This is a genomic window from Arthrobacter sp. Sr33 (genome assembly GCF_054511195.1).
In genome coordinates this window covers 96,144-116,015 of sequence record NZ_JBTNDD010000003.1, presented here as the reverse complement: position 1 = coordinate 116,015, position 19,872 = coordinate 96,144, and the positions used below count along the sequence as shown (strand labels likewise).

The 19,872-nt window shown below is 63.2% G+C and carries 21 protein-coding genes; 15 read left to right on the top strand and 6 right to left on the bottom strand.

The features are described from left to right. Positions 1-46 precede the first annotated feature (46 nt). The 4 genes from topA to proC all read left to right on the top strand — a co-directional run bounded on the left by topA (position 47) and on the right by proC (position 5,912). On the top strand, positions 47-2,809 hold the full coding sequence (topA, locus tag ACX80T_RS05685; RefSeq protein WP_019483173.1) for a type I DNA topoisomerase: 2,763 nt from the start codon (positions 47-49) through the stop codon (positions 2,807-2,809). Positions 2,810-2,901: 92 nt separating this feature from the next. Continuing rightward, positions 2,902-3,912 carry a Ppx/GppA phosphatase family protein gene (locus ACX80T_RS05680; protein WP_116778727.1) on the top strand — a complete coding sequence of 337 codons (1,011 nt, stop codon included), beginning with the start codon at positions 2,902-2,904 and terminating at the stop codon, positions 3,910-3,912. Beyond that, positions 3,900-4,739: a sugar phosphate isomerase/epimerase family protein gene (locus tag ACX80T_RS05675; protein ID WP_459303937.1), complete on the top strand. Its 840-nt coding sequence runs from the start codon at positions 3,900-3,902 to the stop codon at positions 4,737-4,739. Before ACX80T_RS05680 ends, ACX80T_RS05675 begins: the two co-directional genes overlap by 13 nt. 327 nt (positions 4,740-5,066) lie before the next feature. Next, positions 5,067-5,912, top strand: a complete 846-nt coding sequence (gene proC, locus ACX80T_RS05670; RefSeq protein WP_019483176.1) for a pyrroline-5-carboxylate reductase — start codon at positions 5,067-5,069, stop codon at positions 5,910-5,912. Between the two features lie 18 nt (positions 5,913-5,930). On the opposite strand, the gene ACX80T_RS05665 is transcribed toward proC, so the two are convergent. Together ACX80T_RS05665 and ACX80T_RS05660 are read right to left on the bottom strand one after the other, a co-directional pair. Further along, a complete protein-coding gene (locus tag ACX80T_RS05665) occupies positions 5,931-6,599 on the bottom strand; it encodes a potassium channel family protein (RefSeq protein ID WP_019483177.1) in 669 nt (222 codons plus the stop codon). Next, positions 6,592-8,004 (bottom strand): TrkH family potassium uptake protein, encoded by a 1,413-nt coding sequence (locus ACX80T_RS05660; protein WP_026041135.1) that lies wholly within the window; start codon positions 8,002-8,004, stop codon positions 6,592-6,594. Before ACX80T_RS05660 ends, ACX80T_RS05665 begins: the two co-directional genes overlap by 8 nt. A 129-nt stretch (positions 8,005-8,133) precedes the next feature. Here ACX80T_RS05660 and ACX80T_RS05655 point away from each other — a divergent pair, with 129 nt between their 5' ends. From ACX80T_RS05655 to ACX80T_RS05640, 4 genes are all read left to right on the top strand, one after another. Beyond that, positions 8,134-9,333, top strand: a complete 1,200-nt coding sequence (locus ACX80T_RS05655) for an acetoin utilization protein AcuC (RefSeq protein ID WP_019483179.1) — start codon at positions 8,134-8,136, stop codon at positions 9,331-9,333. A 33-nt stretch (positions 9,334-9,366) separates the two neighbouring features. Then, a complete protein-coding gene (locus ACX80T_RS05650) occupies positions 9,367-9,828 on the top strand; it encodes an ArsR/SmtB family transcription factor (RefSeq protein WP_019483180.1) in 462 nt (153 codons plus the stop codon). A 183-nt stretch (positions 9,829-10,011) separates the two neighbouring features. Beyond that, positions 10,012-10,224 carry a helix-turn-helix domain-containing protein gene (locus tag ACX80T_RS05645; RefSeq protein WP_019483181.1) on the top strand — a complete coding sequence of 71 codons (213 nt, stop codon included), beginning with the start codon at positions 10,012-10,014 and terminating at the stop codon, positions 10,222-10,224. Positions 10,225-10,413: 189 nt separating this feature from the next. After that, positions 10,414-10,512: a 30S ribosomal protein bS22 gene (locus ACX80T_RS05640; RefSeq protein ID WP_003792170.1), complete on the top strand. Its 99-nt coding sequence runs from the start codon at positions 10,414-10,416 to the stop codon at positions 10,510-10,512. A 63-nt stretch (positions 10,513-10,575) separates the two neighbouring features. Here ACX80T_RS05640 and ACX80T_RS05635 read toward each other — a convergent pair whose 3' ends face one another. Then, positions 10,576-11,400 (bottom strand): HAD family hydrolase, encoded by an 825-nt coding sequence (locus ACX80T_RS05635; protein ID WP_019483182.1) that lies wholly within the window; start codon positions 11,398-11,400, stop codon positions 10,576-10,578. A 79-nt stretch (positions 11,401-11,479) separates the two neighbouring features. Here ACX80T_RS05635 and ACX80T_RS05630 point away from each other — a divergent pair, with 79 nt between their 5' ends. Together ACX80T_RS05630 and ACX80T_RS05625 are read left to right on the top strand one after the other, a co-directional pair. Beyond that, positions 11,480-11,761, top strand: a complete 282-nt coding sequence (locus ACX80T_RS05630; RefSeq protein ID WP_237715298.1) for a glutaredoxin family protein — start codon at positions 11,480-11,482, stop codon at positions 11,759-11,761. Between the two features lie 130 nt (positions 11,762-11,891). After that, positions 11,892-12,608, top strand: coding sequence for a redox-sensing transcriptional repressor Rex (locus ACX80T_RS05625; protein ID WP_019483184.1), 717 nt, complete (start codon positions 11,892-11,894; stop codon positions 12,606-12,608). 35 nt (positions 12,609-12,643) lie between these two features. Here the strand turns inward: ACX80T_RS05625 and ACX80T_RS05620 are convergent, their stop codons facing one another. Continuing rightward, the gene (locus ACX80T_RS05620; RefSeq protein WP_019483185.1) at positions 12,644-13,285 is read right to left on the bottom strand and encodes a hypothetical protein; all 642 of its coding nucleotides are present in this window, start codon (positions 13,283-13,285) and stop codon (positions 12,644-12,646) included. Positions 13,286-13,435: 150 nt separating this feature from the next. Next, positions 13,436-13,984, bottom strand: coding sequence for a YceI family protein (locus ACX80T_RS05615; RefSeq protein ID WP_019483186.1), 549 nt, complete (start codon positions 13,982-13,984; stop codon positions 13,436-13,438). Positions 13,985-14,167: 183 nt separating this feature from the next. Here ACX80T_RS05615 and ACX80T_RS05610 point away from each other — a divergent pair, with 183 nt between their 5' ends. The 5 genes from ACX80T_RS05610 to ccsB all read left to right on the top strand — a co-directional run bounded on the left by ACX80T_RS05610 (position 14,168) and on the right by ccsB (position 19,101). Continuing rightward, positions 14,168-14,845 (top strand): histidine phosphatase family protein, encoded by a 678-nt coding sequence (locus ACX80T_RS05610; protein ID WP_024476749.1) that lies wholly within the window; start codon positions 14,168-14,170, stop codon positions 14,843-14,845. 37 nt (positions 14,846-14,882) lie between these two features. Beyond that, complete coding sequence (locus ACX80T_RS05605) at positions 14,883-15,497, top strand: TlpA family protein disulfide reductase (RefSeq protein ID WP_019483188.1); 615 nt, start codon at positions 14,883-14,885, stop codon at positions 15,495-15,497. A gap of 99 nt (positions 15,498-15,596) precedes the next feature. Then, positions 15,597-16,310, top strand: coding sequence for a cytochrome c biogenesis CcdA family protein (locus ACX80T_RS05600; protein ID WP_050994964.1), 714 nt, complete (start codon positions 15,597-15,599; stop codon positions 16,308-16,310). A 32-nt stretch (positions 16,311-16,342) separates the two neighbouring features. Continuing rightward, positions 16,343-18,076, top strand: coding sequence for a cytochrome c biogenesis protein ResB (gene resB, locus ACX80T_RS05595; protein WP_019483190.1), 1,734 nt, complete (start codon positions 16,343-16,345; stop codon positions 18,074-18,076). Further along, positions 18,076-19,101, top strand: a complete 1,026-nt coding sequence (ccsB, locus tag ACX80T_RS05590; RefSeq protein WP_019483191.1) for a c-type cytochrome biogenesis protein CcsB — start codon at positions 18,076-18,078, stop codon at positions 19,099-19,101. The genes resB and ccsB overlap by 1 nt, the downstream gene beginning before the upstream one ends. Before the next feature lie 351 nt (positions 19,102-19,452). On the opposite strand, the gene ACX80T_RS05585 is transcribed toward ccsB, so the two are convergent. Continuing rightward, positions 19,453-19,866, bottom strand: a complete 414-nt coding sequence (locus ACX80T_RS05585; protein WP_019483192.1) for a PLD nuclease N-terminal domain-containing protein — start codon at positions 19,864-19,866, stop codon at positions 19,453-19,455. Between the last annotated feature and the right edge of the window lie 6 nt (positions 19,867-19,872).

Sequence of the window (19,872 nt, the reverse complement as noted above, 5' to 3'; positions counted from 1 at the left end):
ACCGCTGAAACGCCATCAGCTCAGCGGACCTATATATAGGAGAGAAGTGCCCACTAAGGCAACGGACAAGAAGCCCGGCCGCAAGCTCGTCATTGTTGAGTCACCCGCAAAAAGCAAGACCATTGCTGGTTATCTCGGCGAGGGCTTCGAGGTCACGGCGTCCATGGGGCACATCCGGGATCTTCCCCAGCCCTCAGACCTGCCCGCCGAGCTGAAAAAGACCGGTGTCGGCAAGTTCGCGGTGGACCTCGACAATGACTTCGAGCCCTACTATGTGGTCTCGGCCAACAAGAAGAAGACAGTCGCCGAGCTGAAGGCGGCGCTCAAGGGCGCCGAAGCCCTCTACCTCGCAACTGACGGTGACCGCGAGGGTGAGGCAATCGCCTGGCACCTGCTTGAGGTGCTCAAACCCAAGGTCCCGGTCTACCGGCTGACCTTCCCCGAAATCACCAAGGAAGCCATTCAGCGGGCGCTCCTGGAAATGCGCGAACTCGACATTCCGATGGTCGACGCCCAGGAGACCCGGCGGATCCTGGACCGGCTGTACGGCTACGAAATCTCACCAGTACTGTGGCGCAAAGTGGCTCGCGGTCTCTCAGCCGGCCGGGTACAGTCGGTCGCCACCCGGCTCGTCGTCGAACGCGAGCGCGAACGGATGGCCTTCCGTGCAGCGTCCTACTGGGACCTTACCGGCACCTTCTCACCGCAGAGCGGTGACGAGCGTCAGTCCTTCGCGGCCAAACTCGTCAGCCTCGACGGTTCTCGGGTGGCGACAGGCAAGGATTTCACCGACCTCGGAGAGCTGAAGTCATCGACGGTGGCGCGGCTCGACGCCGAAACCGCTGAATCGTTGGCGGCCGAACTGCAGGACGCAGAGTTTGCGGTCCGCTCGGTCGACACCAAGCCCTACACCCGCCGGCCGGCAGCGCCGTTCACCACCTCGACCCTGCAGCAGGAAGCAGCCCGCAAGCTGCGGTTCTCCTCCCGGGTCACCATGCAGGTTGCCCAGCGCCTGTACGAAAACGGCTACATCACGTACATGCGAACCGACTCGCCAGCCCTCTCGGACCAGGCCGTCAACGCTGCCCGCCGCCAGGCATCCGAACTGTACGGTGCTGAATATGTCCCGGACGCCCGCCGCGTGTACAAGGGCAAGTCCAAGAACGCCCAGGAAGCCCACGAAGCGATCCGCCCCGCCGGTGACTCCTTCCGCACCCCAGCGCAGGTCGCTGGACAACTTCGCGGCGAAGAATTCCGGCTGTATGAACTCATCTGGAAGCGCACGGTCGCTTCCCAGATGGCTGATGCAAAGGGTTCGACGGCGACCCTCCGGTTGGGAGCCCTCGCGGCCGGCCCGGACGGAAAGACGCGTGACGCTGAATTCTCGGCCTCCGGCACCGTCATCACCTTCCGCGGCTTCATGGCTGCCTATGAGGAAGGTAAGGATGCCGGGCGCAATGAGCAGGATGCCTCGGCCGATGGCGGGCAGGAAGCAAGGCTTCCCAACCTCGCCGCGGGTGACAAGTTGGGGGCGGAGGAGGTCAACGCCGTCGGGCATGAAACCTCACCGCCGCCTCGTTTCACTGAAGCTTCGCTGGTGAAAGTCCTGGAGGAGCTGGGTATTGGCCGGCCCTCAACCTACGCCGCAACCATCTCCACCATCATGGATCGTGGGTATGTGCGGACCCGCGGGCAGGCGCTGGTCCCCAGCTGGATCGCTTTTTCGGTGGTCCGGCTTCTGGAAGAGCACTTCCACGACTACGTCGACTACGACTTCACTGCGGAGCTGGAAGAGGACCTGGACCGCATCGCCCGCGGTGAGGCTGGCCGGGTCGACTGGCTGAACCACTTCTATTACGGGGACCGCAAGGTCACCGGGCTCCACACCATCGTGAACGACCTCGGCGAGATTGACGCGCGCAAAATCAACTCCATTGAGATCGCCGAAGGCATCACACTGCGCGTCGGCAAGTTCGGGCCCTACCTGGAGAAGCCGCTCCCCGCTGATGCTGAAGAGGGAACCGAACCGCAGCGCGCCAACGTTCCTGAGGACCTGGCCCCCGATGAGCTGACTGTCGAGAAGGCCATCGAGCTGATGAACACCTCCGGCACTGAGGAACGGATCCTCGGCGAGGATCCGGACACGGGGCGCTCCATCGCGGCACGGGACGGCCGGTATGGTCCCTACGTGATTGAGCTCATCCCGGAGGTCACCGAAGAGGAGCTCGCCAAGCAGCCGGTCGAGTATTACAAGAACGGGAAACCGAAGCCGCCGAAAAAGCCGACCAAAGAGAAACCCCGCACTGGGTCCCTGTTCGCTTCAATGTCGCTGGACACGGTGACTCTCGAGGACGCCCTGAAACTCATGAATCTTCCGCGGGTTCTTGGCGTTGACGCCGAGGGCAAGGAGATTACCGTGCAGAACGGCCGGTTCGGTCCGTACCTGAAGAAGGGGACCGATTCGCGATCCATCGGGTCGGAGGAGGAGATTTTCACCATCACGCTGGAACAGGCGCTGGAGATCTACTCGCAGCCCAAGCAGCGCGGCGGGAGGACGGCCGCGCCGCCGCTGGCCGAGTTCGGCGATGATCCGGTGTCCGAGAAGCCGGTAGTGGTCAAAGACGGCCGGTTCGGCCCGTACATCACCGACGGGGTCACGAACATCACCGTTCCGCGGTCAATGGCCATTGAGGAACTGACCCGCGAACTGGCACTCGAGCTGTTGGCGGACAAGCGGGCCAAGGGGCCGGCTCCGAAGAAGACTGCCAGCCGCGCGCCCGCCAAACGCAAGGTCGCTGCACGGAAGTAGGACCTGATGGCGGGCCCTTCGGGGTCCGCCACCAGTAATAGGACGCCGTGGGGCGCGTCGTCAACGAAAGTATCGACGAGAATAATGGAATCATGCGTCTAGGCGTCTTGGATATCGGATCAAATACTGTGCATCTGCTCCTGGTGGATGCCCACGCCGGGGCACGCCCGGTGCCTTTTGCGTCCCACAAGCGGCCGCTCCAGCTTGTCGCTCACCTCGACAGCGAAGGCGCCATTAGCGATCGCGGTCAGCGTGAGTTGATCAATTTCGTCAAGGATGCACGAAAGTTCGCGAGCCGGCATGGTGCTGAGGACTTCCTCGCGTTCTGCACCTCAGCAATCCGCGAGTCGGCAAACGGTGAGGCCCTGCTGCAGCGGGTCAAAGCGGAAACCGCTGTGGTACTCCAGGAACTCTCCGGCGATCAGGAAGCGGCAATGACCTTTCAGGCGGTTCGCCGCTGGTATGGCTGGAGCCCCGGGTCCATCCTCAACCTGGACATCGGCGGCGGCTCATTCGAGATGGCGATGGGCGAGGACGAACTGCCCGAGGTGGCGATTTCCGTGCCCCTGGGAGCTGGCCGGCTCACCCGCGACTGGCTCAACGATGACCCCCCGACAGCCAAGAGCGTGAAGAACCTCCGCCGCTACATCCGCGCAACCATGAAGGACGCCGCGGCCGAATTCAAGTCCCTCGGAGAACCGCAACTGGTGGCAGGCACATCGAAGACGTTCAGATCACTTGCCCGTCTGGCCGGAGCCGCCCCCTCAGCGGCCGGACCGTTCGTCCAGCGCGAACTCCGGCTGGAAGACCTGTCCCTATGGACCAAGCGATTGGCGGCCATGTCGGTAAAGGACCGGGTGAACCTCGACGGCGTCTCGGAGACCCGGGCGCCGCAGGTCCTCGCGGGTGCCCTGGTGGCCGAGGCAGCCCTGGAGGTGTTCAAGGTCAACAGCGTCAAGATCTGCCCGTGGGCCCTGCGTGAGGGTCTGCTGCTGCGCCGGTTCGACACCTTGATGTTCGAGGCGCAGGAACCGATGCCCGCCGTCGGCGTCGGGCACGTCCAACTGAGTTCCGCCCTGCGGGACGAGCCATGGGCAGGATGAGCGGCGCTGTGAACGAGGGGACCGCGCCGGAGGGGACCCAGGGGGTGCGCGTGGCGCTGTCCAGCGCGTCAGTCTACCCACTGGCCGTCCATGAGGCTTTCGCGGTGTCCCGCAGCCTCGGCTACGACGGGGTTGAGGTGATGGTCACCAACAACCATGTGAGCCAGAACCCCGACAAGCTCAGCGCACTCAGCCGGCAGTATGACCAGCCGATCGTCGCCATTCACGCACCAACCCTGCTGCTGACCCAGCAGGTGTGGGGCAAGGCATGGACGAAGGTGGAAATGTCAGCGGCGATGGCGGCCGAGGTGGGTGCTGGGACCGTCGTGGTGCACCCGCCCTTCCGCTGGCAGAGTGGCTACGCGGAGAACTTCGCCGAGGGGGTGCAGCGCATCACTGCTGAGTACGGGGTCACCGTTGCCGTGGAAAACATGTACCCGTGGCGGGTCCGTGGGCGTGAAGCGAAGGCGTATCTGCCGCACTGGAATCCGGTGCCGCAATCCTATGAGGCGATCACCTGGGACTTCTCGCACGCCGCAATAGCCGGGATGGACTCGTTGGAGGAAATGCGGACACTCGGCGACCGGCTGTCGCACGTCCATCTGACCGACGGCACCACCAACGGTAGAGACGAACATTTGTTGCCCGGCCAGGGGACTCAACGCTGCGCGGAATCGCTGGAGTTTCTGGTCAATTCAGGTTTCACCGGGGTTGTGGCGGTCGAAGTAAGCACGAGAAAAGCGAAAGGTGCCGACGAGCGGGACAAGTGGTTGGGGGAAACACTTGCTTTCGCTCGACGGCACCTGGGTCAGGCCAAGGAAACCTGACGGTTCATCACTCGCACCTCTAGGAGGTGTTACCAACATTAGGCCCGCTAGTTGTGAGTTAGCCGGGAGGATGCTGGTAGCCGGGTGTGTGGACGGCGGATCCGGCCCAGGGTGCGGGAGAGCTTAAAGGACGGTGCCGGTGAGCTGTCCAGGAAAGTGGGGGGCTAACCTGTGTCGCTCACCGGCACCTGAAGACCAGACCAAGGAAGTCCGGTCGTCATCTCTCGCACCTTTATGAGGTAATAACGAGTGTACTGATATTTCGCCGAAAAAGTGGCGCCGTTAGCTGGGATAACGCTGGGAATTTGTCCGTGGCAGGATGGAAACATGACCAACGTGACTGAACCAACGATTTCCTTCCTCGGCTGTGGCTCTATGAACGAGGCGATCCTCGGCGGTCTGCTCGCCGGTGGCGTGTCACCGGAGCGGGTGACGGCGACCGTCAGGAGTGCCGAACGTGCGGCCGAACTGCGCCGCGTGCACGGCATTACCGTGTTGGCGACCGCTGAGGACCCTGACGCCAACCGCACTGCAGCCGCGGGGGCCGACGTCGTCATCATGGGGGTCAAGCCGGTCGGAACGATCGCCCTGGCCCGGGAAATCGGTCCAGCGCTGCGGCCGACGACGACGGTCATCAGCGTTGCGGCAGCCATTTCCCTGGCGATGCTCGAAGCTGCGCTTCCCGAGGGTCAGCCGGTGATCCGTTCGATGCCCAACACCCCATCCCGGCTGGGCAGGGGAGTGCTCTCCATCTCGGCCGGTACCCACGCGGACGCCTCACTCATGACGCAGGCGCGGGACATTCTCGGCTCCGCGGGTACCGTCGTCGATATCCCTGAGGACCAGGTGGATGCGTTGTCAGCCGTCAGCGGCTCGGGCCCGGCCTATGTGTTTTATCTGGCGGAGGCTATGGCCGCCGCGGGTGTGGAACTGGGGCTTGACCCAGGGCTGGCGAAAATCCTGGCCACAGAAACGGTGGCCGGCGCCGGGTACATGCTCGCGGAGCAGGATGCGGACCCCACCGCCCTGCGGCGAGCCGTCACCAGCCCCAACGGCACCACCGAGCAGGCCATCGCGACATTCGACCGGTTGGATCTGCCGGTCATCATTGCCGCCGGAGCCCGGGCCGCCAGCAACCGTGCCCAGGCCATCACCGAGGAGTTGGACTCCTAGCAGGCCCACGCCCCGGGCCTAAGGGCGGGCAGCGAACCGTTCCAGCAGGTCAACGTGGCCCGAAACGATCAACATGTCCCGGCTGCTCACCTTGGTGTCTGGCCGGGCGTAGGTGAAGTCCTCTCCTGGCGACTTCACGCCGACAACGGTGACGCCGTACTTGGACCGCACCGCCGATTCGCCCAACGTGAAACCCTGGGTTTCCTTCGGCGGGTACATCTTGACGATCGCGAAACCGTCGTCGAACTCGATGAAGTCGAGCATCCGCCCGCCGACCAGGTGAGCTGCACGCACACCGGCGTCGGCCTCGGGGTAGATGACGTGGTTAGCGCCAATGCGTTTGAGGATCTTGCCGTGCGCCGGGGTGATCGCCTTGACCCACAGATGGTCGATACCGAGGTCCACGAGGTTGGCGGTGATCAGCACGCTTGATTCGATCGAGGTGCCAACGCCGACGACGGCGGCGCTGAACTCCTGCGCGCCGAGCTGGCGGAGGGCATCGATATTGGTGGCGTCCGCCTCAACGACGTGGGTGAGCACCCCCGACCACTTCTGGACAAGCTGGGTGTCGCGTTCGATCGCCAGAACCTCACGGCCTTGCTTGACCAGCTGGTCGGCCGTCGCTGAACCGAAGCGGCCCAAGCCGATCACCAGTACCGGTGCGTTATGTGCTGGTCTCTCAGCCAATGATCGGCCTCTCTTCAGGGTAGTGGTACAAGGTGCTGCGCTGCCGGAGGGCCAGTGCAGATGCCAGGGTGATGGTTCCCATGCGGCCGGCAAACATCAGTGCGGACAGGACGTATTTTCCTTCCGGCGGCAATTCAGCACTGAGGTTGGTGCTGAGCCCGCAGGTGGCGAACGCTGAAATCACTTCGAACAGCACCCGGTTAAGGTCCTCCTCGGTCATCCACAGCAGAACCCCCGTGGCAACGAGGACCAGGGTCGCGCCCATAAAGATCACTGAGATGGCCACCCGCATGACGCCTTCGGGAATCTTACGCCCGTAGGCCTTCACATCCGAGTTGCCGCGTGCCTCGGCCACGATGGCGAGGAACATGACGGCGATCGTCGTGACCTTGATGCCGCCAGCGGTGGAAGCGGACCCGCCACCGGCAAACATGAGTGCATCGGTCAGCAACATGGTGGCCGACCCCATTTCGGCCTGGTCCACCAGGTTGAACCCGCCCGATCTGGTCATCACCGAGGCGAACAGGGCATGGATCACCTTGTCGCTGTTGCTGAATCCGCCGATGGTCCGGCTGTTGGACCATTCCATTGCGCCCCAGGCAATTGCCCCGGCTACCAGCAGGATCAGCGAGACGTTGACGGTCAGCTTGGTGTGCAGGCTCCATTTACGGACCCTGAGACGGTACTGGATGAGGACCAGGATGACGGGGAAGCCGAGGCTGCCCAGAAACACGCCGATCATGATGGGTATCAGAATGAAAAGATCGGTCTCGTAGGGGACCAGGCCATCCGAGTGCGGCGTGAACCCTGCGTTGTTGAAAGCGGAAATCGAATAGAACACCCCATGCCATACGGCGAGCCAGAACGGTTCTCCAAGCACCATGAATCGGGGGATCAGCATCAGGGCGAGCACAATCTCCACGACCACCGATGTGGTGATCACGATGCGCAGCAATGTTCCCACCTCGCCGAGGCGGGAGGCGTTGTTCAGCGCGGACTGGGCTAGCAGCTTCCCACGCACACCGAGCCGCTTGCTCACCATCAGCGCGAGCAGCGATGCGAGAGTGAGGGTGCCCAGGCCGCCGACGAAGATGGCGATCAGGATCACCAGTTGCCCGAAGAAGGACCAATAGGCGGCGGTTGAAACCACTGTCAGACCGACCACGCAAACCGCCGAAACCGCGGTGAACAAGGCATCGTGCAGCGGAGCGGCGACGCCGTCGCTGGAAGCGACCGGCAAGCTGAGGAGCACGGTGAAGATGAGGATGACGCTAAAAAAGATGATCAGGGCGACGCGAGCGGGGGAGCTGTTGGCCACTCCATCGATGAAATCCCGGATGCGAGCCAGCACCCTCAGGTATACGCTCTGCTCTTCCTGCAGCCAGGATGGCTGTGATCTTGCCATTGCGCTCGCTTTGCCCCGGTTCCGCGGTCTCGACTTCGGATGGATCGCTCCAAATGCCCTCCGAGTAGTAAACCACTTTCATCGGGCCAGCGTGTCCAAGCGCCCACTAAATCACGTAGCCTGTGAGTGATGAGTAGCGAATCCGCGTCGTTCCCCACCAGTGTTGTCTGGGACGAATCCATGCTGGCGTACAACTTCGGTCCCACGCATCCGATGAACCCACAGCGGCTGGCCCTTACGGCGCGCCTCGCGTCGGACCTGGGTTTGTTCGACCGGGATGGGGTGACGGTCGCTGAACCATTCGTGGCGACCGACGGGGAGTTGGGAACCGTTCACAGTTCCCACTACATCACCGCTGTGCGGACTGCTGATACCAATCCGGATCAGGCCGATCAGGCACTGGGTCTGGGAACGGCAGACAACCCGGCGTTCCCGGGAATGCACGATGCGAGCGCGCGTTTGGTCGGTGGGTCGCTGGCTGCCGCCGACGCTGTGTTGTCCGGGCGGACAGTGCATGCGGTGAATTTCGGCGGCGGCATGCACCACGCGAGCCGGTCGATGGCCAGTGGATTCTGCATCTACAACGACGCCGCCGCGGCGATCCAACGCCTGCTCGACGCTGGCACGCAGCGGGTCCTGTATATCGACGTTGACGCCCACCATGGGGACGGCACGCAGAACATTTTCTACGATGACGCACGTGTCATGACTATCTCCCTTCACGAAACGGGGATGAGCCTATTCCCCGGGACCGGGTTCGCCAATGAAACGGGCGGCGTAGGGGCGGAGGGCTATGCGGTGAACGTAGCGCTTCCGACTCTTGCCGGGGATGGTGGCCTGCTTCGGGCCTTCCACTCGGTGGTCCCGCCACTCGCCGAAGCTTTCCAGCCGGAGGTCATTCTGAGCCAGCACGGTTGTGACAGCCATGTGGACGACCCGCTGACCAATCTCAGGATCAGTATCGATGCGCAGCGCGAGATGGCAGTCAGCATCCGTGACCTCGCGTCCCGCATTTGTGAGGGACGGTGGATTGCCACGGGGGGAGGCGGATACAACGTCACCAGTGTCGTCCCCCGGGCATGGTCCACTCTGATTGCCGTTGCTGCCGGGGTGCCGATAGGGCCCAAGACCGCGGTCCCGGAATCGTGGCGTTCCTATGTGCTTGAGCACTACGGTGCCGAGGCGCCGCTGTTAATGGGTGACGGCGCCGACACCTGGTGGCGGTCCTGGGAAGTTGGCTACGACCCGAACGATGACCTTGACCGCACCGTGATGGCCACCCGTAAGGCGGTTTTCCCGCTCCACGGACTTGATCCATGGTTCGACTAGCACCGATTGCGTATATGTCGTTAGGGTAATGGAATGGTAATCGAGGATGTGTTCGCAGTCGTGGCTGAAGGTACCCGCCGCGAGATTCTCGGGTCGTTACGCGCCGGAGACAAAGCGGTCGGTGAGCTGGTGGTCGAGCTCGAGGTCAGCCAGCCCACGGTATCAAAGCACCTGAAAGTCCTGCGTGAAGCGGGCCTGGTCTCAATGCGTGCGCAGGGGCAGCGCCGCTTCTACTCCCTGAACCCGGCTCCGCTGCGCGAAATAGAGTTATGGCTCGGATCGTTTGACCTTCCGGCCCAGCCATCGATAGCCCCTGAACTGGCGGTCGTTCCGCCTCGCCACTCGGGAGTCCTCGCAGCAGCCGTTGATCCAGCGGCCGATCCAGCCATCGACCCTGCCGGGCAGCAGGCCTTCGGCCGGACAGTCGGTCGTGCGGGCCAGCGGGCAGCCGACCTCTTCGCGCAGTTGCCGAAGCTGCGTCGACGCCGCGACTAACCGGTTGGTGGTGCGCCAGGATGATAGCCCGGCAGCACTTTCACTTTAGCCACAGCAGCCACTACAGTATGAGGCAGCGGTAAACCTTCGAATTGCAAGACGGCACGCCGTGTGACTGCCAAGTGGTTAGTCTCAGATTGCACACGTTGGGGGTGCAGACCTCAGTGTAAGGAGCAATGTGGGATGGTAGACGCGAGCAATTTCTCAGACGTCAAATTTCTGACCGTCGCCGAAGTGGCCGACATGATGAGAGTTTCCAAGATGACTGTGTACCGCCTGGTTCACGCAGGCGAGATGCCGGCTGTGCGCTTTGGCCGTTCCTACCGGGTCCCAGAATCGGCTGTTGAACAGTTCGTTCGGGGTGCGGCGGTGGAGGGTCAGCCCGAAACCGGATAGCCCAACGGGGCCGGTCGGGGCCGCGGCTAATTAGCGGTACCCTGTTAAGGAGCGTTTTACGCGCTATCGGCTGTGCGCCTTAGGGCGAGAAGGCCGATCCGCGTAGGTAGTTGCGTTATTGTCAGCATCCGATCGTCGTGCCCACCCGGGCCGTGTATCGGAAACCGAAGATCAGTTTGTGAGGACTTTATGGGTTCAGTAATTAAGAAGCGCCGCAAGCGTATGGCCAAGAAGAAGCACCGCAAGCTGCTTCGCAAGACTCGTCACCAGCGTCGCAACAAAAAGTAAAAACAGTTTCATCGTTGGGCCTGCCACCTCTGTGGCGGGCCCAACGGCGTTAACGGGGGCTGGTCAGTTTCCGCGCATCCGGGTGAAGCCACGCCAGAGCCCGTACACGGCGCCCGCCCCGGTGGCTGCTTTGAGTCCAAGGGTCGCGGCCCGGCGGCCGCTGCGGAAATCGTAGATCGGCCAGTTATTGTCCCGTGCATGATGCCGGAGTTTGCGGTCCGGGTTGATCGCCACCGGATGCCCCACGATAGTCAGGAGGGGAATGTCGTTGTAGGAGTCGCTGTAACCCCAGCACCGTTGCAGGTTCAGTCCCTCTTTCTCGGCGAGAGCACGCACTGCAACGGCTTTTGCAGGACCATGCAGGAACTCGCCCACCAGCTTCCCGGTATACAGACCGTCAGCGACCTCGCCAACAGTGCCGAGTGCGCCGGTGAGTCCGAGACGGTTGGCGATCACGCTCGCCACTTCCACGGGAGTGCCGGTGACCAGCCATACCCGGCGACCCGATTTCAGGTGTTGCTCGGCCAAAGCGCGAGCGCCGGGCCAAATCTTGGACGCGATCATCTCGTCGTAGACTTCCTCGCCGAGCGCTTTGACGTCCTCGTGCGCGATCCCGATCGCGAAGGCCAGAGCCGCGTCGCGTACAGAGTTGATGTCGGTCATATTTTCGCCGCGCATCACGAACCGGAGCTGTTTCCAGGCCAAGCCGCTGGCGAACCTCAGGGTGAACGCTTTCCGCTGATACATTTTCCGGGCCACATGGAACAGACTCGCGCCCCGCATCATCGTGTTGTCGACGTCGAAAAAGGCGGCGTCCCCTCCCGGGCCGGGAAGGGTGGCGGCTACCCCTGGAACGGTACGCAGGGGCCCGGTACTGGCAGCGGACATAGTGTGAGTCTAAATCAATTGCGTCGCGGCGTGCGGCCCGATACCGAGCCGCACCGGATGAGGCGGTAGCTTGGATGACATGGTTTCTCCTCCCCGGCCGGAAATGCCGACAGACGGTGCGGTGAGCCCCGTCGTCGAGCTGTTGACGAAGCCCGATTGCCACCTGTGCGCTGCTGCGCGGGCGGTGGTTGCTGCGGTCTGCGAAGAGCTGGGAGTGCCCTGGCACGAATTGTCGACAGTTGATGCACCCGACCTGTTGGAGCGGTTCGCCGAGGAAATCCCTGTCCTGCTTATCGACGGGGTACAGCGAGATTTCTGGAAGATCGATGAGGCGCGCCTGCGGAGGCTGCTGACCCAGTGATCGGCCGGGAAGCCAGCTTTGTGTCGCGGGCGCCGCACCCTAAGGTGAAGATACTCACGGTGTCGGCCGGTCCGGCGTCGTGCAGACCTGCCGTACGGCGGCTGGCGGACAGCAGACGGAGTGATAGAGAGTGACGACGCCTGAACTACCAGAGCTACACCTGTCAGGGGCTGGCACTGCCGCACGGCAGATCCCGTCAGCGTCGCTGACGCGCCTGACCGTCTATCTGCGGGCACTCACCTCGTTGCTGGCGGAAGGCACCGAGCGGGTGTCCTCTGACCGGCTGGCTGAAGCGGCCGGCGTCAATTCGCCCATCCTGCGCAAAGACCTGTCCTATCTGGGGTCCTATGGCACCCGGGGTGTCGGCTACGACGTGCAATACCTGAACCGGCAGATCTCGGCGGCGCTCGGCCTGACACTCGACTGGCGGGTCGCCATCATCGGCGCGGGCAACCTGGGGCGCGCGCTGGCTGGTTACTCCGGTTTCGAATCCAGGGGATTCGAGATTGTTTCGCTGTTCGACGCCGACCAGTTGGTTGTTGGAGCGGAGGTGGGCTGGCTACGGGTGAGCCCAATCACCGACCTGGAACAGGTCCTGGAACGGACCCGGGCCAACATGGCGGTACTCGCGGTTCCCGCAGCAGTGGCACAGTCACTGTGCGACCGGTTGGTTGATGCAGGAATCACCAGCATCCTGAGCTTTGCGCCGGTAGTGCTGCAGGTGCCTGAAAGTGTCCAGCTCCGGAAGGTGGACATGGCCACCGAACTGCAGATTCTTGCCTACCACGCACAACGGGCGCAGGAACCGGACCTTGCTGCCGACGCCCGCACCCGTTCGGCGCAGTAGGTTGTGCAGGCGCTTTGAGCGCCTGGCGTGAGGGCCTAGAACTGGCCCGGAACGATCTGCTTCTGGAAGTACGGGCGGGCCGGCTTCAGGAAGGTCATGACGACGCCAGCAACGCCGAGCAGCGTGACGATGATGGTGAGAACAGTTTCCAGCGGACCCGGAGTCATGAGTTCCTGCCCCTGCAGCATCTCGTTACCTTCGAGCATCGAAGCGGACAGCAGTCCGAACAGGTAGGACAGGACGGAGAGGGCAGCCAACACGGTGGCTGTGATCCTGGCCCAGTTATGTCCCTTGCGGATGAAGATCGCGAGGAGAATGTAGACGCCCGTGAGCACCGTTGCAAACACCAGCACGAGCGCGGTGGCGACCCCGGCGCCCGCCCCTGACACGGGGGTAGTCATCACGCTCAGGATGCTGGCGAGGAAATTGAGCACGCCGGCGGCGATGATCAGCCAGAAGGCCCGCTCCACCTCTTTCGGCGCAGGGCCCTTCTCGGTGACCGACACCTGGTTCATATTCCCCGGGTAGCTGTAGCCGGAGGGTTGCGCATTCTGGTAGCCGTAAGGGGCTGGCTGTCCGTCGGTGGGGTTCTGTCCGACGGATGGCTGCTGTGCTCCCGCGTTATCGCGTGGTGGCAGGTCCTGGCCGGGATGGGGGTCATTGGGAGGTGTGCTCATTGCCGTTTCCTCTTCACTTGAGACTGGTTGATACAGACCCTGTGGGGCCACATAGCCAACCCTAGCGCGGAGCTTTGTGCAGCCGGGGGATTAAACAACAGCGGCTGCCGAACTCCAGAACGGAGTGCGGCAGCCGCTGGCTGGGGAGGTCTACTTGGCTGGAGCTACGAACGCTGCATCAAGGTTGATGGTGACTTTGTCGCCGACCAGAACGCCGCCGGCTTCGAGGGCGGCATTCCAGGTCAGGCCAAAGTCCTTGCGGGAAATGACGGTCTGACCGGAGAACCCGGCGCGGGTTGCGCCGAAGGGGTCAACTGCCACCCCGTTGAATTCGGTTTCGAAGACCACCGGGAGGGTTACGTCGCGGATCGTCAGGTTGCCTGAGAGCTGGTAGGTCTCACCGGAACCTTCGATGGAGGTCGACTCGAAAATCATTTCGGGAAAACGCTCGACGTCGAAAAAGTCCTCGCCGCGGACGTGGCCGTCGCGGTTGGCGTCGTTGGAGTTGAAGGAAGCAGTCTTGATGGTCGCGGTGACCTTGGAGTCACTGAGTGAGGACCCGACATGAAGTGCTGCGTCGACGGTGTCGAAGTTGCCGCGTACCTTGCTGATGCCAGCGTGGCGCACGGTGAAGCCGACCTCGCTGTGTGAGCCGTCGAGGGTCCAGGTGCCGTTGTTCAGTCCTGTAGGAATTGCCATGGTGGATCTCCTGATGATGGTGCGGTCTGGGTTATGGGTAGGTGGCAGCCGGAAGGCCGTCACCTATAATAAACATGCATTTGCATCGATTATTCCCGAAGTTAGTTAAATGTTCAAATGAATCTGCGCCGGATCGGCTTCGGCGGATTTAGCTGACCGACCGAACTCTGAGAAACTGGACCTATGTCCCTAGCTACTGTCCACCTCGTCCGTCATGGCGAGGTCCATAATCCAGAGCGTGTACTTTACGGGCGACTCCCGAATTTTCACCTCTCGGAGCTGGGCCAAAAGATGGCTCAGCGGGTTGCAGGTCACTTTGCGGCCCGGGTTGCCGGCGGGGCGAGCGTTGTCCGGTTGGTAGTGTCCCCACTGACCCGGGCGCAGGAAACTGCCGCTCCGATTGCCGAACGGCTCGGCCTTGAAATTGTGACGGACGACAGGGTTATTGAGGCCTACAGCCGATTTGAGGGCATGTCCCAGGTGGCCCAGCAGTTGCGGAACCCCCGGCACTGGCCGTTGCTGGCCAACCCATTCCGGCCATCCTGGGGTGAGCCGTACAGCCAGCAGGTAGAGCGCATGATGGCCGCAGTGGGTGATGCCCGGCGGGCCGCCGTCGCGCTCGCTGAAGCAAATGGGTCGGCGGGTCCAGCCGAAGTAATCCTGGTGGGCCACCAACTGCCCATCTGGGTGTCCCGCCTTGCCGCGGAGAACCGGCGGCTATGGCACGATCCCCGAGATCGCGAGTGCACCTTGAGCTCGATCACGTCCCTGGACTTCGACGGCGGGCGCCTGATTGGGGTGCGCTATGAAGAGCCAAGCGCGGACCTCCTGCCCGGTGCGGCAAACCTGCCGGGAGCGTAGTAGTATTACTACACGTTGTAGAACTGTGGAAGAAGCTGTGAAAAACTCTGACCGATCCGCCCGGCGCCCGAAAAGGCTCGGGACAGCACTGGCTATTGGGCTGTCCGCCGCGATTGCCCTTTCGGCGTGTGCCGCTGACGATCCGTTGGCTCAGCAGGCGGCCGTGGGTGACAACAAGAACTACATTGCCGGCGACGGCTCGGTCACCGAGTACGCCGTGGGCGACCGGGGTGAACCTGTCACGCTTACCGGCACGAAATACGATGGCACCGTCGTCGACTCGGCGGACTGGGTGGGGGATGTGACGGTGGTGAACTTCTGGTACGCGGCCTGTGCGCCCTGCCGCGAGGAAGCACCGGACCTGGTGGCGCTGCACGACGAGTACCAGTCGGCGGGGGCCCGGTTCTACGGGGTCAACATCCGGGATACGGAGAAGACCGCCGAGGCTTTTGAACGGAGCTTCGAGATTCCCTACCCGAGTCTCGATGATCAGGACGGCGGGGTGCTGCTGGCGATGACCAGCTATGTTCCCCCTCAGGCAGTGCCCACCACGCTGGTCATCGACAAGGAAGGTCGGGTGTCAGCGCGGATTCTCGGGCTCGCCGACAAGACCACGCTCGGGGCTCTCATCGAAACAGCACTGGCCGAGTAACTGACAGTGAATCTTCCCCTCCACCTGAGTGCCGTCGTCGGCGGCTCCCTTCCGCTTGCCCCCAGCAACGCCTTCGCCGATACGGTGCTGAACGGCTCAATGCTGCTTGCCCTGCCGGTTGCACTCCTTGCCGGTCTGGTGTCCTTCGCATCGCCCTGTGTCCTCCCGCTGGTGCCCGGCTACCTGGGCTATGTCACGGGACTGACCGGTGTCGACCTTGAGCAGCAGAAGCGCGGCCGGATGCTGACCGGGATCGCCCTGTTTGTGTTCGGATTCTCGGTGGTCTTCATGGCGTACGGTGCCCTGTTTGGCCAGCTGGGAGCCTGGATGGTTGGTTCCGAAAGCTGGCTTATCCCTGTCATGGGACTGGTGGTGGTGCTGATGGGACTCATCTTCATGGGTGGATTCTCCTGGTTCCAAACCGAAAAGAAGTTGCAGACCAGGGTGCCTACCGGGCTGTGGGGGGCGCCGCTGCTCGGCCTGACGTTCGGGTTGGGCTGGGCCCCGTGCATCGGCCCCACTCTCTCTGCTGTGCAGTTGCTCGCGTTCTCCAACGACGACGCCAGCGCGGCGAAGGGCGCAGCACTGACCTTCGTGTATTGCCTGGGTCTGGGCCTTCCCTTCCTGCTGATTGCTCTCGGCGTGCGACGTGGAATGGGAGCGATGGCCTTCTTCAGGAAACACCGGCTGTCCCTGCAACGGTTCGGCGGCGGGATGCTGGTGGTCGTCGGCTTGCTCATGGCTACCGGGGTCTGGACCCTGTGGATCAATGAACTGCAGAACTGGCTTGGCGGGGTGACCCTCCCCATCTAATGACAACTGATCCCAACGAAAGGGGGCAGACAATGACCCCCGACACTCCCGAAGGCGGAAAGCCCGACGTCGCGCTGCCAGCGCTCGGCTTCCGCGGCAGCCTCCGCTGGGGCTGGACCCAACTGACCAGCATGCGCACAGCCCTGTTCCTGCTGCTCCTGCTTGCTGTCGCCGCCGTTCCGGGGTCCCTGTTCCCGCAGCGCCCGGCAAACCCCGCAGTAGTCACCCAGTACATCCAGGACAACCCCGACACCGGGCCGATCCTTGACTGGTTCCAGCTGTTCGACGTCTACTCCTCGGTCTGGTTCTCGGCCATTTATCTGCTGCTGTTCATTTCCCTGATCGGCTGTGTCATCCCGCGCACGCTGGTTCATGGCCGCGCGATGAGGTCGAAGCCGCCCCGGACGCCCCGGAAACTATCCCGGATGCCGATCTACGGCACCCTCGTGCTGCCCGCCGGAGCGCAAGCCCATGGCTCCCGGCTCACCGCGGCGTCCGCCGCCGCCGACGCCGCAGCCTTGCTGAAGAAGCGCGGTTACCGGGTGGACCTCCGGGACGCAGAATCGGCTCAGCCCTCGGTTGGAGCCGAACGCGGCTTCCTCAAGGAGGTCGGCAACCTCGTCTTCCACTTCTCCCTTATCGGTGTTCTGGTGTCAGTCGCCGTCGGCGGCCTGTTTGGCTACAGCGGGCAGAAAATCATCGTTGAAGGTGACAGCTTCGTGAATACCCTGGTTGGTTACGACGCGTTCACCCCCGGGGCCAATTTCAGCGCCGGCCAGCTTGAACCGTATTCGCTGCGACTGGACAATTTCGACGTCCAGTTCGACCGGCAGGAAACTCACTACGGCCAGCCGCTCGACTTCACCGCCAACGTCACCACCAAGGATGGGCCGGAGGCCGACGAGGTCGAGCAGGTCCTGAAGGTCAACTCGCCCCTGAAGATCGGCGGCACGGGTGTCTACCTGGTCGGTAACGGGTACGCGCCGATAGTGACGGTCCGTGACGGCAACGGAGACATTGCCATGCAGGGCCCGGTTGTCACCATCCCGCAGGATGGGCTCTTCACCTCCCTCATCGTGATCAAGGCTCCCGACGCCGCCCCGGACCAGCTGGGGTTTGTCGGCTTCTTCCTCCCCACCGCTTTTGTCGGCGAGGACGGCGTCGCCTTCTCCCGCGACCCGGATCCGTTCAACCCCCAGCTCAACCTCAACTCCTACTACGGCGATCTTGGCCTCGACGACGGCGAACCGCGCAGCGTTTACGTGCTCGACACCGAGGACCTGACGGAGCTCAACAGCCGCACCAGTGACGAAGGCGGAATCGTCCTCGGCGCCGGCCAGACTTATGACCTGCCGGATGGCAGGGGGTCCGTCTCCTTTGACGGCCTGGACCGCTACATTGCGGTCGACATCCGCCACGATCCGGGCCAGCTGGGAGCCTTGGTTTTCTCCTCCCTGGCACTTGCGGGTCTAAGCGCGTCACTGTTCATCGGACGCCGCCGGGTCTGGGTGCGCACCGGCACCCATGAGGACGGTCGCACCATGGTCGAGTACGGGCTGCTGGCCCGCGGCGAAGACCACCGCCTGACCGGCGAGGGCGCCGCAATCGAAAAAGCGCTTCGCGCGCAGTGGCTGGTGGATGAGCCGACCAAGGAGCAAGATGGATTCACCAAGCCATCAGGCAATGGCGAAACCACCACTTACGCGTCAGACAGTACGGCCACCGAACACGCATCACACCAGGTAGGAAACGGTAAGGACAGCTAATGCAAACAATCAACCAGGCTCTGGGTGAGTTCAGCGAGCGTTTCATGCTGCTCGCGGCCCTGACCTACACGGTCGCTTTCATTGTCTTCACGCTTGACCTGGTGAAGAGCAGCAAGCGAATCCGGGCGGTCGAGGAAAACCTCGCCGCTGCGCAGGAAGCTGACCAGATGGCGCTGGTGGGCGCAGACCGGAGCAGCCGCCCAGGCGTCCGTGCCGGTTCAGCTGGCGTTGCCGGTGACGCCACCGCCGATGACACTATGGACTACGCGGGTCGACGGAAACTCGCGAGAATCGCCGTCGTGCTGACGGTGATTGCGGCACTGATCCACGCCGCCGGTGTCATCTCACGGGGCCTTGCGACGAACCGGGTGCCCTGGGGCAACATGTACGAGTTCTGCACCACCGGAGCGCTCGTCGTAGTGGTGGTCTTCCTGCTGGTCCTGATCCGTAAGGACCTCCGTTTCCTCGGGACCTTCGTCGTCGGCCTCACCCTGGTGATGCTGTGCGCGGCGACGATCGGTTTCTTCACACCGGCAGGCAACGTGGTTCCCGCCCTGCAGAGCTACTGGCTCGTCATCCACGTATCGGTCGCGGTGGTGTCTTCTGCACTGTTCACCCTGACGTTCGCCATGTCGGTGTTGCAGCTTATTCAGACCAGCCGGATCCGCAGGCTCGCCGCCGGGGGTACCGACCGCGCCCCGTTCATGCGCCTGGTCCCGTCGGCGCTCAGCCTGGAGAACCTGTCCTACCGGATCAACGCCGTCGCCTTCGTGATGTGGACCTTCACCCTGATGGCCGGCGCAATCTGGGCGGAAGAGGCCTGGGGCCGGTACTGGGGCTGGGATGTCAAGGAAGTGTGGACCTTCGTCATCTGGGTGGTATTCGCGGGCTATCTGCACGCACGGGCCACCCGCGGCTGGACCGGAACCCGCGCAGCCTGGCTCTGCATCATCGGGTACCTGTGCATCGTCTTCAACTTCACGATCGTGAACATCTACTTCTCGGGCCTGCACAGCTACGCCTAGACCGGGTCCGCAAGGGCGCAACCAGACAAAAAGTGCAGCTACGCCCACGGCGTAGCTGCACTTTTTTGTGTGCCGTCGGTCGTAGCGGGGCCGGTGTGGTGAGCAACCTGGCCTGGGGCGCGACCTGGGGTGGTGAGCAACCTGGGCCAGCGGGGCCAACCTGGACATCGGTGGGGGGACATGTTGCCCTCGAATGTCTTGATTCCTGACCGATCCGGTCCCGACGCCGGTCCCGACGCCGGTCGCTCGCCGTCGCAGGCCGTCGCAGGCTGGTCCCGACGCTGGTCCCGACGCCGGTCGCTCGCCGGTTGCGAGCCGACCGCGGGGCTGCTGGGCGTGCCGGGACGGGTGTCAGGCGGTCTGGCTGCCCGGTTCGGAGTCGGTGTCGCCGTCGTTCTTCTGCTTGTCTTCGCGGGCCTTCTTCTCCTGCGCCGCGCGGAGTTCCTGCTCCTTACGGCGCAGCTCCTTCTCGCGGGCGTCCTGCCGACGCTTCGCCTCAAGGTTCCGAAGGAACTGAGGGTCGTCATCCGGCGCGGTGGGATGCCTGGGCGCGGGGCGGGACCGTCCACGGGGGCTGGTGGGGCGGGAGCGACCGAACAGGAACCAGAGCCCTGCCCCGAGCAGCGGAACCAGGACGATCGTCACGATCCACGCGGGTTTGGAAAGGCTGCGCACCGAGTGCGCCTTGGTCATGATGCAGTCGATCAGTGCGTAGACGATGACGGCAACTGCAACGAGGATAAGAAACAACAACAGGCGAGGCATCTATCA